Origin of the sequence: Pseudomonas siliginis (assembly GCF_019145195.1) — a bacterium.
Lineage (GTDB): Bacteria > Pseudomonadota > Gammaproteobacteria > Pseudomonadales > Pseudomonadaceae > Aquipseudomonas > Aquipseudomonas siliginis.
Map to the genome: position 1 here is coordinate 290,082 of NZ_JAHSTW010000010.1, position 15,775 is coordinate 305,856.

Below are 15,775 nucleotides of genomic sequence, written 5' to 3' on the forward strand. Positions count from 1 at the left end.
ACCCATCGTGGCCCTTGAAGTGCGCGAGTCAGAGGCTGCGAGCAACCTGAACCTTCTCGAAGACTTCGATCTTGTCGCCGACTTTGACGTCGTTGTAGCTCTTCACGCCGATACCGCATTCCATGCCGGCACGTACTTCGGAAGCGTCATCCTTGAAGCGGCGCAGGGATTCCAGCTCGCCTTCGAAGATAACGATGTCTTCACGCAGTACACGGATCGGGCGATTACGGTGCACGACACCTTCGATCACCATGCAACCGGCGATCGCGCCAAACTTCGGCGAACGGAACACATCACGCACTTCGGCCACACCAAGGATGTTCTCGCGAACATCGCTGCCGAGCATGCCGGTCAGGGCTTTCTTGACGTCTTCGATGATGTCGTAGATCACGTTGTAGTAACGCATATCCAGACCTTCCTGCTCGACGATCTTGCGAGCGCCGGCATCGGCACGCACGTTGAAGCCGAACAGTACAGCGTTGGAAGCCAGTGCCAGGTTGGCGTCGGATTCGGTGATACCACCGACACCGCCACCCACGACGCGCACTTGGACTTCGTCGTTGCCCAGGCCATTCAAGGCACCGTTCAACGCTTCCAGCGAACCACGGACGTCGGATTTGAGGACGATGTTGAGCGTCTTCTTCTCGGCCTGACCCATGTTTTCGAAGATGTTTTCCAGCTTGCCGGCGTGAGCGCGAGCCAGTTTGACTTCGCGGAACTTGCCTTGACGGAACAGAGCCACTTCACGGGCTTTCTTCTCGTCGGCAACCACGCTCATCTCGTCGCCAGCGTCCGGGGTACCGTCCAGGCCGAGGATCTCGACAGGGATGGATGGACCGGCTTCCTTGATCGGCTTGCCGTTCTCGTCGAGCATGGCACGCACGCGGCCGTAGTTCGAACCGACCAGAACCATGTCGCCTTGACGCAGCGTACCGTCCTGAACCAGCACGGTTGCCACCGGGCCACGACCCTTGTCGAGACGCGATTCAACCACCACACCACGGCCAGGAGCCGACGGTGTAGCTTTCAGTTCGAGAACTTCGGCCTGCAGCAGAACGGCTTCAAGCAGCTCGTCCACGCCAGTACCCATCTTCGCCGAAACCGGAACGAATGGTGTGTCGCCACCCCAGTCTTCGGAAGTCACGCCGTGAACCGACAGTTCGCTGCGGATGCGATCGAGATCAGCGCCCGGCTTGTCGATCTTGTTCACTGCAACCACCAGCGGCACGCCAGCTGCCTGCGCATGCTGAACCGCTTCGATGGTTTGCGGCATCACGCCGTCGTCCGCTGCAACCACGAGGATCACGATGTCGGTCGCTTTGGCACCACGGGCACGCATTGCGGTAAACGCAGCGTGACCCGGGGTGTCGAGGAAAGTGACCATGCCGCGATCAGTCTCAACGTGGTATGCACCGATGTGCTGGGTGATACCGCCGGCTTCGCCAGCAGCTACCTTGGCACGACGGATGTAGTCGAGCAGGGAAGTCTTACCGTGGTCAACGTGGCCCATTACGGTCACGACTGGTGCACGGGAGAACGACTCACCTTCAAACTTCAGGGACTCGGCCAGGGAATCTTCCAGAGCGGTGTCGCTGACCAGGGTCACTTTGTGGCCCAGTTCTTCGGCTACCAGTTGAGCAGTTTCCTGATCAAGCACCTGGTTGATGGTCGCTGGGGTACCCAGTTTGAACATGAACTTGATGATTTCAGCCGCTTTGACCGACATCTGATTGGCCAGATCGCCAACCGTGATGGTCTCGCCGATCTGCACATCACGCACGACAGGGCCGGTCGGGCTCTGGAAACCGTGGGCGTTGCGCTTCTTCAGCTTGGCCTTACCGCGACCACCACGACGGAAGCCATCGCTTTCTTCGTCGGTAGTGCGTGGCGCCACACGTGGCGCCGGAGCTTTTTCTTTGACCGATGCGCGATGCGGAGCGTTTTTGCGCTCGCCATCACCGCCACCGCTGCGACGATTGTTATCGTCGGCACGTGGCTTGTCCGGACGGCGCTGTTCGTTCTGCTTGTTGCGAACGTCAGCCGATGGAGCAGGAGCAGCAGCCACCGGTGCGCTTTCGCGAACAGGTTCGGCAGCAGCCGGTGCCGCAACGGCGTCGCTGGCAGCGGTTTGCGCAGCAGCAGGCTGGCGACGCGCTTCTTCTTCGGCGCGCTGCTTGGCTTCTTCTTCAGCCTTCTGACGGGCAGCATTTTCTACTGCGCGACGCTCATCCAGTTCACGCTTGCGCTCGGCTTCGATTTCTTCCGGGCTGCGCTGTACGAAAACTTTCTTTTTGCGAACTTCAACGCTGATGCTCTTGCTACCAGCCACACGCAGGGTGCTGGTGGTTTTACGCTGCAGCGTGATCTTGCGTGGTTCTTCCACTTTCGCCTTGTGACTGCTCTTCAAGTGAGTCAGCAGGGATTGCTTCTCACTGTCAGTCACATTTTCGTCGGCGGCGGTGTGCGGCAGACCTGCCTCACGCATCTGCTGCAACAGGCGCTCTACCGGTGTTTTGACCTCATCGGCCAGTTGTTTCACCGTGACTTGCGTCATGCACTTCTCTCCTCAGGCCGCGCCTAATTACTCGAACCAGTGGGCTCGGGCGGCCATGATCAACTTGCCGGCACGATCATCGTCAATGCCGTCGATGTCGAGCAGGTCGTCAATAGACTGCTCGGCCAGGTCTTCGCGGGTAATTACGCCGCGCACCGCCAGTTCCATCGCCAAATCCTTGTCCATACCCTCAAGCGAGAGCAGGTCTTCGGCCGGATGGGCGTCTGCCAGCTTTTCCTCAGTAGCGATGGCTTTGGTCAACAAGCGATCCTTGGCGCGAGCACGAAGCTCGTTGACGATGTCCTCGTCAAAGCCGTCGATGTTGAGCATTTCCTCCACCGGTACGTAGGCAATCTCTTCCAGGCTGGTGAAGCCTTCATCTACCAGCACCTGAGCCAGTTCTTCGTCGACTTCCAGCTCGTCGATGAAGTTGCGCAGGATGTCGCCGGTTTCTGCTTGCTGCTTAGCCTGGATGTCCGATTCGGTCATCACGTTCAGGGTCCAGCCAGTCAACTGGCTCGCCAGACGCACGTTCTGACCACCGCGACCGATGGCCTGAGCCAGATTGTCTGCGCCAACGGCGATGTCCATGGCATGGGCATCTTCGTCAACGATAATTGCCGCAACCTCGGCCGGGGACATGGCGTTGATAACGAACTGGGCCGGGTTGTCGTCCCACAGCACGATATCAACACGCTCACCGCCCAACTCACCCGATACCGCCTGGACGCGCGAACCGCGCATACCGATGCAGGCACCTTGCGGGTCGATGCGCTTGTCCTTGGAGCGGACGGCGATCTTGGCACGCGAACCCGGATCACGGGAGGCGGCCATGACCTCGATGAGGCCTTCGGCGATTTCCGGCACTTCGATACGGAACAGCTCGATCAGCATTTCCGGCGCGGTACGCGACAGGATCAGCTGCGGGCCGCGGTTCTCGGTGCGGATTTCCTTGAGCAGCGCACGCAGACGCACGCCGACACGGAAGGTTTCGCGAGAAATGATGTCTTCACGGGCCAGCAATGCTTCAGCATTGTTGCCCAGATCGACGATCACGTTGTCGCGGGTAACTTTTTTCACGGTGCCGGAGATGATTTCTCCCAGGCGCTCGCGATAGGCGTCGACCACTTGAGCGCGCTCGGCTTCGCGAACTTTCTGCACAATGACCTGCTTGGCAGTCTGTGCAGCGATGCGGCCGAACTCGATGGATTCGATTTTCTCTTCGACGACGTCACCGACCTTGGCACCAGGATGCGTTTCGGCAACCTTGCTTGGCCAGGTCTCGATGGCCGGATCGTCGAGATCATTCTCTTCGACGACCGTCCAGCGACGGAAGGTTTCGTAAGAACCGGTGTGGCGGTTGATTTCCACACGCAGGTCCACTTCGTCTTCAAAACGCTTTTTGGTAGCAGTGGCCAGAGCCAGCTCCAGCGCTTCAAAAATTACGCTTGCCGGTACACCCTTTTCATTGGATACCGACTCAACAACCAGCAGTACTTCTTTGCTCATCGTACGCCTCGCCTTTCGCAAGCCATTGGATCCGCGGGATCCGCGTCTCAGTCAAAACTGGGAATAATGTTGGCCTTGTCGATCATATCGATCGGCAACAGGAACTCGTGGTCTTCTACCTGCACCACGACGTCCTGCTCTTCTACACCGCGCAGAAGGCCCTGAAAGTTGCGTCGACCTTCGAAAGGCGAGCGCAGCTTGATCTTCACTTGTTCACCGGCAAATTTGGCAAACTGCTCAAGAGTGAACAGCGGGCGCTCCATGCCAGGCGAGGAAACTTCAAGGGTGTATTCAACGGAGATCGGATCTTCAACATCCAGAACGCCGCTGATCTGACGGCTGACAATGGCGCAATCGTCCACCAGCACGCCACCCTCTTTATCGATATAAACGCGCAACATCGAGTGACGACCCTGAGCCGAAAACTCGATACCCCAGCATTCATAGCCCAGGGCCACGACCACCGGGGCCAGCAAGGCCTGCAACTCTTCTAGCTTGCTCGACACCTGAACCCCCTAGTGCATGATATGTGCATGCTTTGCAAAATAAAAAAATGGGCATAACGCCCATCCTTGAAACGCCGTCGAACAGCGGCGTTGAAAGTATCCAGCTAACAAAAAGCCCCTTAAAAGGGGCTCCTTAAACTGGTTGCGGGGGCCGGATTTGAACCGACGACCTTCGGGTTATGAGCCCGACGAGCTACCAGACTGCTCCACCCCGCGACAAAGCTGGGGCGGAAGTATACGACCGATCCCTTTTAGGGTCAATGTAACCTTCCACCTGCAAGAAAGCCCGCAACAGCGGGCTCTCCTGACTAATTGGTACCGAGAAGGGGACTCGAACCCCTACACCCTATGGGCACAACCACCTCAAGGTTGCGTGTCTACCAATTCCACCACCTCGGCAATACTACGTTTGAAACCCTTCTTACTTCTGCTCTTGAGCTGGAGGCACGTCAGTCGCTGGAGTAGCCGACTTTTGCTCTTGAAGCACCGGAACATCATCAGAAGCCGGTTGTTGCTTAGGTACTTCCAACACTGCTGGATCTGGAAGACCTGCTTGAGTCAGCTGATGAGCTTTCTCTTTAGCAAAGTAACCTAACCCCAAGCTGGTTATGAAGAAACCGGCGGCAAGTATAGCAGTAAACTTACTAAGAAAGGTAGAGGAACCTTGGCTTCCGAACACAGTATTTGAAGCACCTGCTCCGAAAGACGCGCCAGCGTCCGCACCCTTACCCTGCTGCAGCAAAACCAGAGCAACTACGCCCAATGCACCCAGCAGATGAAAAACGACTACGACTGTTTCCAGCATTTTTTCAGTTTCCCGCGGCGCGACAGATCGCACCGAACTCATCTGCATTCAGGGAAGCTCCACCAATGAGCCCCCCATCGATATCCGGCATGCCGAACAGTTCGACCGCATTGGCCGCCTTCACGCTGCCGCCGTATAGAAGCCGCACACCTCGTGCGACTTCAGAATTCTCTGCCGCCAACTGCTCGCGAATGGCTTTATGCACATCCTGAGCCTGTTGCGGCGTTGCAGTCAGCCCGGTACCAATGGCCCAGACCGGCTCGTATGCAATCACTGCCTTGGCAAAGGCACCGACACCCAGCTCCTCAATGATGCTGCCCAGCTGACGCCCGACAACTTCAAGAGTTTTTCCGGCTTCGCGCTGCTCGAGGGTTTCCCCTACACACAACACCGGAATCAAGCCACATGCCTGTGCCGCTGCGAACTTGCGATTCAGCATCCCCTCTCGCTCGCCCATAATCTGGCGGCGTTCGGAGTGCCCGACAAGCACCAGGGAACAACCTGCATCCACCAGTTGGCTGGGAGCAATCTCACCAGTCAACGCACCCTGCATGGCTTCCACCGCAGAATTCTGCGCGCCGACCGAAATCGACTTGCCTTTCAAGCCATCAATCACTTGATTGATATACAAGCAAGGCGGGAACACCGCGACATCAACACCGCTAGGCAAGGCCAGATGACGAAGGCCGTTGATCAGCTCAGCGACGCTGGCGCGGGTACCGTGCATCTTCCAGTTACCAGCTACCATAGGGCGACGCATGCTGTACCTCGTCGGTCAAAGTGGGCGCAGATGTTACCCAACACAATCATGGCTTGCAAGCCGTATCAGGCAGAAACTTCGGTTACCAGTTTTGCCAGCTCTTCGGCATAGCCGCGAACCTGGTTTTCGTCCTCGCCTTCAACCATGACGCGCACCAAAGGCTCTGTGCCGGACTTGCGCAGAAGCACGCGACCGCGCCCCGCCATCGCCTGAGTTACACGGGCACTGGCTTCCTTGACAGCCGGATGCTCCAGCGGGCTTTCACCGCCGCCAAAGCGAACGTTGATCAGCACCTGAGGGCACTTGCGCAAAGCCTGCCGCGTTTGCGCCAGACCTTCGTTGCGGGATTTCAGAGCCATCAACACCTGCAGAGCCGCGATGATCGCATCGCCCGTGGTGGTGTGGTTGAAGCAGACCACATGTCCGGAGTTTTCCCCGCCAACGAGCCAGTTGCGCTCTTGCAGTTCGGCAATCACGTAGCGGTCACCGACATTGGCGCGAACGAACGGGATCGACAGATCCGCCAGTGCCAGCTCGAGACCAAGATTGCTCATCAATGTACCGACGACGCCACCCTGCAACTTGCCACGCTCATGCAGATCGCGAGCAATGATAAACAGCAGGTCATCACCATCGACGATGGTGCCGGTGTGATCGACCATCAATACCCGATCACCATCACCATCGAAGGCGATACCCAGGTCCGCATGCTCGGCCAGAACGGCGGCCTGCAACGGCCCCATATGCGTGGAACCGCAGTTATCGTTGATGTTCAGCCCGTTCGGCTGAGCGGAAAGCACGACGACTTCGGCACCCAATTCACGGAAGACGCTCGGCGCTACCTTATAGGTCGCACCATGCGCGCAGTCGATCACGATCTTCAGGCCGGCGAAATTGGTCCCGGTAGGCACGCTGCTTTTGCAGAACTCAATGTAGCGACCCGATGCGTCATTGATTCGCGACACCTTGCCGATCTTGCTCGACTCGACGACAGTCATTGGCGTATCCAGCAACTCTTCGATCATCAGTTCCAATTCATCTGGCAGCTTGGTGCCTTTGCCGGAGAAGAACTTGATGCCGTTGTCGTCATGCGGGTTGTGCGAAGCACTGATCACGATCCCGGCCTCTGCCTGGAAAGTGCGCGACAGATAGGCGATGGCAGGTGTCGGCATCGGACCGAGCAGCATCACATCGGCACCCGCCGAGGTCAGCCCGGCCTCGAGTGCCGATTCGAACATATAGCCAGAGATCCGCGTGTCCTTACCGACCAGCACCTTGCAGGTACCCATCTTGCGGAAAGCCATGCCAGCCGCCCAACCGAGCTTGAGCATGAAGTCAGGTGTGATCGGGTATTCACCTACGCGACCGCGAATGCCGTCGGTACCAAAATATTTCTTGCTCATAAGTGCTCCATCATTCTTATTCGGCTGACTCTACGGCCGCGATCATTCGTACCACATCGACAGTTTCCGCCACATCGTGAACCCGCAAGATCCGCGCACCCTTGACCGAAGCCAGCGCAGCAAGCGCCAGGCCGCCGTGCAGACGCTCGCCCACGGGACGGTTCAACGCGTGACCAATCATACTCTTGCGCGAAACACCTACCAGCAATGGCCGCCCCAGCGCATGCAGGGCCTCCATGTGCTTGAACAAGCTTAGATTGTGCTGCAAGGTCTTGGCGAAGCCGAAGCCGGGATCAAGAATGATCCGCTCGGCGGGAATACCCGCCTGCGCGCACTGTTCCATGCGCTCGGCGAGAAACTCGCCGACCTCGCGGGTGACATCCTGATACTGCGGATTATCCTGCATATCGCCCGGCTCGCCGAGCATGTGCATGAGGCAGACCGGCAACCCTGTCGCCGCCGCCGCATCCAGCGCGCCATCGCGACGCAACGAACGCACATCATTGATCAGGCCGGCACCGAGCCGTGCGGTTTCGCGCATGACTGCCGGGGTGGAAGTATCGACCGAGATGATGACATCCAGCTCGCGATTGATCAGCTCGACAATCGGCGCGACGCGCTCGAGCTCCTCCAGGGGAGAAACCGCTCGCGCGCCTGGCCGGGTCGATTCGCCGCCGACATCAATCAGCGTCGCGCCAGCCAGCACCATGGCTTCGGCATGGCGCAGCGCCGCATCGAGCTGGCTGTAGCGGCCGCCGTCGGAAAAGGAATCAGGAGTGACATTGAGAATGCCCATGACATGCGTCTGGGCCAAATCAAGAACCCGGTTGCCGCAAGGCAACCGGGTCAGGGACTGTACAGAAGTCATTTCAAGCCTTAAACGTCAGCAGCCGGACCGCCAATCGGTTTCTCCGGACGCTCGTCCTGCACGACAGGCGGCGGAGGCGTACCGGTGCCACCCGACCAGTCGCGAGGTTCGCGAGGTGTGCGGCCGGCCATGATGTCGTCAATCTGCTCGGCATCGATGGTTTCGTACTTCATCAGCGCATCAGCCATGGCATCCAGTTTGTCACGGTTATCCGTGAGGATCTGCTTGGCGGTGCCGTAGCACTGATCGATGATGCTGCGCACTTCGGAGTCGATCAGCTTGGCTGTCTCACCGGAGAAGCTGGCAGCCTGACCACCACCACCGCGACCGAGGAACACTTCGCCCTCTTCTTCGGCATACATCAGCGGACCGAGTTTTTCCGACAGGCCCCATTTCGTCACCATGTTCCGGGCAATCTGACTTGCACGCATGATGTCGTTGGACGCACCGGTGGTTACACCATCGAAGCCCAGGGTCATTTCTTCAGCGATACGGCCACCGTACAACGAGCAGATCTGGCTGATCAGCGCACGCTTGGACAGGCTGTAGCGGTCTTCTTCCGGCAGGAACATGGTCACACCCAGCGCACGACCGCGCGGGATGATCGACACCTTGTAGACCGGATCATGCTCAGGCACGACGCGACCAACGATGGCGTGGCCGGCTTCGTGGTAAGCAGTGTTCTGCTTTTCTTTCTCGGACATGACCATGGATTTGCGCTCGGCGCCCATCATGATCTTGTCTTTCGCCAGTTCGAACTCTTTCATCTCGACGATGCGTTTGCCGCTACGTGCAGCGAACAACGACGCTTCGTTGACCAGGTTGGCCAAGTCAGCACCGGAGAAGCCCGGAGTACCTCGTGCGATCACTGCCGGAGCAACGTCGTCGCCCATTGGCACTTTGCGCATGTGCACTTTCAGAATCTGCTCACGACCGCGAATGTCCGGCAAGCCAACCACTACCTGACGATCGAAACGGCCCGGACGCAGCAGCGCAGGGTCGAGTACGTCCGGACGGTTGGTCGCAGCAATAACAATGATGCCGTCATTCATTTCAAAGCCGTCCATCTCCACCAGCAACTGGTTGAGAGTCTGCTCACGCTCGTCGTGGCCGCCACCCATGCCGGCGCCACGATGGCGACCTACGGCATCGATTTCGTCGATGAAGATGATGCAAGGGGCGTGCTTCTTGGCCTGCTCGAACATGTCACGGACGCGGCTCGCGCCGACACCCACGAACATTTCAACGAAGTCAGAACCGGAAATGGTGAAGAACGGCACTTTCGCTTCGCCGGCAATCGCCTTGGCCAGCAAGGTTTTACCGGTACCCGGCGGGCCGACCATCAGCACGCCGCGCGGGATACGACCGCCCAGACGCTGGAACTTGCCCGGATCACGCAGGAACTCGACCAGCTCGCCGACTTCTTCCTTGGCTTCGTCGCAACCGGCAACGTCAGCCAAAGTGGTTTTCACCTGATCTTCGGAGAGCAGGCGTGCCTTGCTCTTGCCGAAGCTCATCGGCCCGCCCTTGCCACCGGCGCCGCCCTGCATCTGGCGCATGAAGAACATGAACACCGCGATGATCACCAGGATCGGGAAGCTGGCCACCAGGAGCTGGGTCCAGATGCTTTGCTGTTCAGGCTGCTTGCCTTCAACCACAACGTGATTGTCGACCAGATCGCCGATCAGGCCATTGTCCTGAATTGCCGGACGAATGGTCTTGAAGCTGTCGCCATCGGTGCGCTTGCCGGTAATCACATAGCCGTCAACAGCTACGCGCTCGACCTTGCCATCCTTGACCTGCTGGATGAAGTCGGAATAGTTGAGGGTCTGCGGCTCGTTAGGGCTGGAGAAGTTGTTCATCACCGTCACCAGGACTGCCGCGATGATCAACCACAGGATCAGATTCTTTGCCATATCGTTCAATTAACTACCCTCTGAAGCAAGCTCCGCTACTGGCGCGCGCTTCGCATGATATTCACCGGCCTAACTTACTACATTACCTACAACTCTGGCAGGCGCCGTCTGTAACCCTTTGTGAAACACTTTCTACACAATATTCGCTTATGCCTGCAGAGCGAAATATGAAAAACCTATCGCCCTGCCGAAAAACCTCGTTTTACGCATCACCGCCGCGATAACCCCAGGCCAGCATGTACTGCTCACGGGAGCTGCCACGGGAAGAGTCTGGCTTGATCATCTGGATCTTGTCGAATTTCTTCCGAGCGTCCTTCAGATAAACGTCGAAACCTTCGCCCTGAAAAATCTTGATGACGAAATTGCCACCGGGCTTGAGGATCCGTTCCGCCAGGTCCAGCGCCAGCTCACAGAGGAACATGGCCTTGGGCATGTCCACTTCGGGCGTACCACTCATATTGGGGGCCATATCGGAAATCACAAGGTCCACCTGCGAATTACCCACGGCCTGCAGGATTTCAGCGAGCACCGAATCCTCCGTGAAGTCGCCCTGGATGAAATGCACGTCCGGAATGCTGTCCATTTCCAGGATGTCCGAAGCGATCAGACGACCCTGACCGCCGATCAGCCGACTGGTGACCTGGGACCAGCCACCCGGCGCCGCGCCGAGGTCGACCACGCTCATGCCCGGACGGATGAGTTTGTATTTTTCCTGGATCTCCAGAAGCTTGTAACTTGCACGCGAGCGGTAGCCATCCTTCTGCGCCTGCTTCACATAAGGATCGTTGACATGTCTTTTCAGCCAACCAAGGCTTGTCTTGGAACGCGCCATTGGGCACCTCGATGATTAGGGTCGTGATTAGTTGGGCGGATCCACGAACCCTCGGGTAAAATGGCCGCCATTTTACAGAATCCAGACGAAAGGGTCAGATTATGCCGCTCACTCCAGAGCAGAAGAAACAGTACAAATCCATCGGCCACCACCTCAAACCAGTGTTGACGGTAGCGGACAACGGTTTGACTGAAGGTGTTCTAGCCGAACTTGAACGCGCCTTGGCCGATCACGAGCTGATCAAGATCAAGCTCAATATCCTCGATCGCGAGTCGCGCCTGGCGCACATCGCCGAACTGTGCAAGGTCGGCAAAGCGGACCTGGTTCAGGTCATCGGCAAGATGGCTCTGGTCTACCGCAAGAACTTCAGCGCCAACAAGCAGCTGTCGAACGTTCATCGCTTCAAGTGATGCGCAGGGTCAAGGGTGTGCTTCGCGCACCCTGCCACTCCATCCCGGCACCGGCTGCATGACCAGCACCAGCCCGGAAAATCCCAGCACCAGATAACTGAATACCTGCCAGCGCTGCGCATCCGGCCAGCCGACACGCACAGCGACATACATCGCGCACGCGTACAACGCCATCAACAGCACCTGCCCGCGAAAATCCCGCCATAGACTGGCAAGGCCCTCGGCCTGTACCAGCACCAAAGCCTGAAAGATCACGCACAGAGCGGCGAATCCCACCACCAGCACTTCGAAAGCACTGGCCACTTCGTTGATCAACAGCGGCGCCAGACCGATCCGACCCAGCGCCGGCTGCAAACCGATATGAATCAACCATAGGCCACCAACCCAAAGCATCTGGGTCAGTTGCCAAAGCATGGCGCCCGCATGCAGCGGGCGCCTTATTTCAGATGTGACGAACTTCGACAATCTCGTACTCGATCACGCCGCTTGGCGTTTTGACGGCGACGACGTCACCCTCTTCCTTGCCAATCAAGGCGCGGGCCAGCGGCGAACCGACGGAGATCTTGCCGAGTTTGAAGTCAGCCTCATCCTCACCCACGATGTGGTAAGTGACGCTTTCATCAGTCTCGACGTTGGCGATCTCGACGGTGGTACCGAAAATCACTTTGCCGGTATGAGGAATGGTCGTGACATCGATGATGACCTGATTCTGAATCCGGCCCTCGATATCACGAATACGCGCTTCAACCATGCCTTGCTGTTCGCGGGCAGCATGGTATTCAGCGTTTTCCTTCAAGTCACCCAACTCGCGGGCCGTACCGATGTCCTGGCTGAGCTTCGGACGGACGACCTTGGTCAGGTGAGCATGCTCCTCTTCCAGGGCGCGAGCGCCCTGAACAGTCATTGGGTACTTGGTTATGCTCATGCCTTCAATCCTGCGTGTAGATCCTGCAAGCGGCGCACGGTCTTTTCCGGACCGAACTTCAGCGCTTCGCAGATCGCTTCGCCCGCAGCAATAGTGGTGGTGCAGTAGATCTTGTGCTGCAGGGCGTTGCGACGAATGGAGTACGAATCGGCGATCGACTGACGACCTTCGGTGGTGTTGATGATCAGCGTGACTTCGTCATTCTTGATCATGTCGACCACGTGTGGACGACCCTCGGTCACCTTGTTCACGCGGCGCACTTTCAGGCCTGCGGCTTCGATCAGCTTGGCAGTGCCGGCAGTGGCGACCACTTCGAAGCCCAAGTTGATCAGATCACGGGCCACGCCTGCAACCAGTGGCTTGTCGTCATCGCGCACGCTGATGAACGCGGTACCGCCGGTCGGCAGCACTTCACTGGCGCCCATCTGCGCCTTGGCGAATGCTTCACCGAAGGTGTCGCCGACGCCCATCACTTCACCGGTGGACTTCATCTCTGGGCCGAGGATCGGGTCAACGCCAGGGAATTTGGCGAACGGGAACACCGCCTCTTTCACGCTGTAGAAGTTCGGGATGATTTCTTTGGTGAAGCCGATTTCCTTCAGGGTCTTACCGGCCATCACGCGTGCAGCGATCATCGCCAGGGAGACACCGATGCACTTGGAAACGAACGGCACGGTACGCGAGGCGCGCGGGTTGACTTCGATGACGTAAATGTCTTCACCCTGCAACGCCAGCTGCACGTTCATCAGGCCGACAACGCCCAGCTCCAGGGCCATTTTCTTGACCTGTTCGCGCATCTCGTCCTGGATGTGCGCCGGCAGCGAGTACGGCGGCAGCGAGCACGCGGAGTCACCGGAGTGAACGCCCGCCTGTTCGATGTGCTGCATGATCGCGCCGATCACTACATCTTTGCCGTCGCAGACCGCATCCACGTCCATTTCGATGGCGCAGTTGAGGAAGTGGTCGAGCAGCACCGGGCTGTCGTTGGACACTTGCACCGCGTCACGCAGATAGCGCTTGAGTTCGTCTTCCTTGTATACGATTTCCATCGCACGGCCGCCCAACACGTAGGACGGGCGCACCACCAGCGGATAACCGATCTTCGCCGCAGCGCGAACAGCTTCATCTTCGCTACGCACAGTGGCGTTTGGCGGCTGACGCAGGTTCAGGCGCTCGACCATTTGCTGGAAGCGCTCGCGGTCTTCGGCGCGGTCGATCGCGTCAGGGCTAGTGCCGATGATCGGCACGCCAGCAGCTTCCAGAGCACGAGCCAGTTTCAGCGGAGTCTGGCCGCCGTACTGGACGATCACGCCTTTCGGCTTCTCGACGCGGCAGATTTCCAGTACGTCTTCCAGGGTTACCGGCTCGAAGTACAGACGGTCGGAAGTGTCGTAGTCGGTGGAAACGGTTTCCGGGTTGCAGTTGACCATGATGGTTTCGTAGCCGTCTTCGCGCAGGGCGAGAGCAGCGTGAACGCAGCAGTAGTCGAACTCGATGCCTTGGCCGATACGGTTCGGACCGCCGCCCAGAATCATGATCTTGTCGCGACCCGACGGCGCTGCCTCGCACTCTTCCTCGTAGGTCGAGTACAGGTAAGCAGTGTCGGTGGCGAATTCGGCGGCGCAGGTGTCAACGCGCTTGTAGACCGGGAACACTTCCAGCTTCTGACGGTGCGTACGCAGGTTTTTCTCGGTGACGCCCAGCAGCTTGGCCAGACGCTGATCGGAGAAGCCTTTGCGCTTGAGCTTGAACATCAGGTCGCGGTCGATCGAGGACAGACCGAGGGTCTTGACCTTCTCTTCGTCCTTGATCAGGTCTTCGATCTGCACCAGGAACCACGGGTCGATCATGTTCATGCCGAAGATATCTTCGACCGACAGACCGGCGCGGAAGGCGTCAGCCACGTACCAGATACGCTCGGCGCCGGGCACGGTCAGTTCGCGCTTGAGCACGCTCATGCTGTCCGGGTTGCTCAGATCGAGCTTCTCGTCCAGACCGCAAACGCCGACTTCCAGACCGCGCAGAGCTTTCTGCAGGGATTCCTGGAAGGTCCGGCCGATGGCCATGACTTCACCGACCGACTTCATTTGCGTGGTCAGGCGCGCGTCAGCCTTGGCGAATTTCTCGAAGGCGAAGCGTGGCAGCTTGGTGACGACGTAGTCGATCGACGGTTCGAAAGACGCCGGGGTCTTGCCGCCGGTGATGTCGTTCGACAGCTCGTCGAGGGTGTAACCCACAGCCAATTTGGCCGCGACCTTGGCGATCGGGAAACCGGTGGCTTTCGAAGCCAGGGCCGAGGAGCGCGAAACACGTGGGTTCATTTCGATCACGACCATGCGGCCAGTGTTCGGGCAGATACCGAACTGCACGTTCGAACCACCGGTCTCGACGCCGATCTCGCGCAATACCGCCAGCGAGGCGTTACGCAGGATCTGGTATTCCTTGTCGGTCAGCGTCTGGGCTGGCGCTACGGTGATCGAGTCACCGGTGTGCACGCCCATCGGGTCGAAGTTTTCGATCGAGCAGACGATGATGCAGTTGTCCTTTTTGTCGCGGACAACTTCCATTTCATATTCTTTCCAGCCGATCAGCGATTCGTCGATCAACAGCTCTTTGGTCGGCGACAGGTCCAGACCACGGGCGCAGATTTCTTCGAACTCTTCACGGTTGTAAGCGATACCGCCACCGGTGCCGCCCATGGTGAAGGACGGACGGATGATGCACGGGAAACCGAGGGTTTCGAGGACCGCGTTGGCTTCTTCCATGCTGTGGGCGATGCCGGAACGCGGGCACGCCAGGCCGATGGATTTCATCGCCTTGTCGAAACGCGAACGGTCTTCAGCCTTGTCGATGGTGTCGGCGTTGGCACCGATCATCTCTACGCCGAACTTCTCCAGAACGCCTTCGCGCTCTAGGTCCAGAGCGCAGTTCAGAGCGGTCTGGCCACCCATGGTTGGCAGCACGGCGTCCGGACGCTCTTTTTCGATGATCTTGGCCACGGTCTGCCATTTGATCGGCTCGATATAGGTGGCGTCGGCCATGTCCGGGTCGGTCATGATGGTGGCCGGGTTGGAGTTCACCAAGATGACGCGGTAACCCTCTTCGCGCAGGGCTTTGCAGGCTTGGGCGCCGGAGTAGTCGAATTCGCAGGCCTGGCCGATCACGATCGGGCCAGCGCCGAGAATCAGGATGCTTTTAATGTCTGTACGTTTTGGCATGGTTTGTCACTCAAATCCGCAGGTCAGTCGGCAAGCCGTCTTGATCGATTTCTGAAGTCCCGAAGGGGC

At 58.4% G+C, this 15,775-nt stretch carries 13 protein-coding genes and 2 tRNA genes; 1 reads left to right on the plus strand and 14 read right to left on the minus strand.

Going from position 1 to position 15,775, the window contains the following annotated elements; genetic code table 11:
* Nucleotides 1-28: 28 nt before the first annotated feature.
* From infB to rlmE, 11 genes are all read right to left on the minus strand, one after another.
* A complete protein-coding gene (infB, locus tag KVG87_RS20835) occupies nucleotides 29-2,554 on the minus strand; it encodes a translation initiation factor IF-2 (RefSeq protein ID WP_041477933.1) in 2,526 nt (841 codons plus the stop codon).
* Between the two features lie 27 nt (nucleotides 2,555-2,581).
* Entirely contained in the window at nucleotides 2,582-4,063 is a 1,482-nt protein-coding gene (nusA, locus tag KVG87_RS20840; RefSeq protein ID WP_024011569.1) for a transcription termination factor NusA, read from the minus strand.
* A 47-nt stretch (nucleotides 4,064-4,110) separates the two neighbouring features.
* Nucleotides 4,111-4,569: a ribosome maturation factor RimP gene (gene rimP / locus KVG87_RS20845; RefSeq protein WP_007973115.1), complete on the minus strand. Its 459-nt coding sequence runs from the start codon at nucleotides 4,567-4,569 to the stop codon at nucleotides 4,111-4,113.
* Between the two features lie 139 nt (nucleotides 4,570-4,708).
* A tRNA-Met gene (locus tag KVG87_RS20850) sits at nucleotides 4,709-4,785 on the minus strand.
* Between the two features lie 97 nt (nucleotides 4,786-4,882).
* Nucleotides 4,883-4,968: transfer RNA gene (locus KVG87_RS20855), tRNA-Leu, on the minus strand.
* 22 nt (nucleotides 4,969-4,990) lie between these two features.
* Nucleotides 4,991-5,374 (minus strand): preprotein translocase subunit SecG, encoded by a 384-nt coding sequence (secG, locus tag KVG87_RS20860; RefSeq protein ID WP_016771756.1) that lies wholly within the window; start codon nucleotides 5,372-5,374, stop codon nucleotides 4,991-4,993.
* A gap of 4 nt (nucleotides 5,375-5,378) precedes the next feature.
* Nucleotides 5,379-6,134 carry a triose-phosphate isomerase gene (gene tpiA / locus KVG87_RS20865; protein WP_217852359.1) on the minus strand — a complete coding sequence of 252 codons (756 nt, stop codon included), beginning with the start codon at nucleotides 6,132-6,134 and terminating at the stop codon, nucleotides 5,379-5,381.
* 65 nt (nucleotides 6,135-6,199) lie between these two features.
* Nucleotides 6,200-7,537, minus strand: a complete 1,338-nt coding sequence (gene glmM, locus KVG87_RS20870) for a phosphoglucosamine mutase (RefSeq protein WP_217852361.1) — start codon at nucleotides 7,535-7,537, stop codon at nucleotides 6,200-6,202.
* Nucleotides 7,538-7,553: 16 nt separating this feature from the next.
* Entirely contained in the window at nucleotides 7,554-8,405 is an 852-nt protein-coding gene (gene folP / locus KVG87_RS20875) for a dihydropteroate synthase (RefSeq protein ID WP_076565786.1), read from the minus strand.
* An 8-nt stretch (nucleotides 8,406-8,413) separates the two neighbouring features.
* Nucleotides 8,414-10,321: an ATP-dependent zinc metalloprotease FtsH gene (gene ftsH, locus KVG87_RS20880; protein ID WP_016771759.1), complete on the minus strand. Its 1,908-nt coding sequence runs from the start codon at nucleotides 10,319-10,321 to the stop codon at nucleotides 8,414-8,416.
* 202 nt (nucleotides 10,322-10,523) lie between these two features.
* Nucleotides 10,524-11,153 carry a 23S rRNA (uridine(2552)-2'-O)-methyltransferase RlmE gene (rlmE, locus tag KVG87_RS20885; protein WP_217852363.1) on the minus strand — a complete coding sequence of 210 codons (630 nt, stop codon included), beginning with the start codon at nucleotides 11,151-11,153 and terminating at the stop codon, nucleotides 10,524-10,526.
* 101 nt (nucleotides 11,154-11,254) lie between these two features.
* Between rlmE and KVG87_RS20890 the strand changes: the two genes are divergently transcribed.
* Nucleotides 11,255-11,563, plus strand: a complete 309-nt coding sequence (locus tag KVG87_RS20890; RefSeq protein WP_016771761.1) for a YhbY family RNA-binding protein — start codon at nucleotides 11,255-11,257, stop codon at nucleotides 11,561-11,563.
* Between the two features lie 9 nt (nucleotides 11,564-11,572).
* On the opposite strand, the gene KVG87_RS20895 is transcribed toward KVG87_RS20890, so the two are convergent.
* From KVG87_RS20895 to carB, 3 genes are read right to left on the minus strand one after another with little or no spacing between them, the layout of a single operon-like run.
* Nucleotides 11,573-11,977 carry an MFS transporter gene (locus KVG87_RS20895; RefSeq protein WP_217852365.1) on the minus strand — a complete coding sequence of 135 codons (405 nt, stop codon included), beginning with the start codon at nucleotides 11,975-11,977 and terminating at the stop codon, nucleotides 11,573-11,575.
* A 28-nt stretch (nucleotides 11,978-12,005) separates the two neighbouring features.
* The gene (gene greA / locus KVG87_RS20900; protein ID WP_038861135.1) at nucleotides 12,006-12,482 is read right to left on the minus strand and encodes a transcription elongation factor GreA; all 477 of its coding nucleotides are present in this window, start codon (nucleotides 12,480-12,482) and stop codon (nucleotides 12,006-12,008) included.
* Nucleotides 12,483-12,484: 2 nt separating this feature from the next.
* Nucleotides 12,485-15,706, minus strand: a complete 3,222-nt coding sequence (carB, locus tag KVG87_RS20905) for a carbamoyl-phosphate synthase large subunit (protein ID WP_016771764.1) — start codon at nucleotides 15,704-15,706, stop codon at nucleotides 12,485-12,487.
* Between the last annotated feature and the right edge of the window lie 69 nt (nucleotides 15,707-15,775).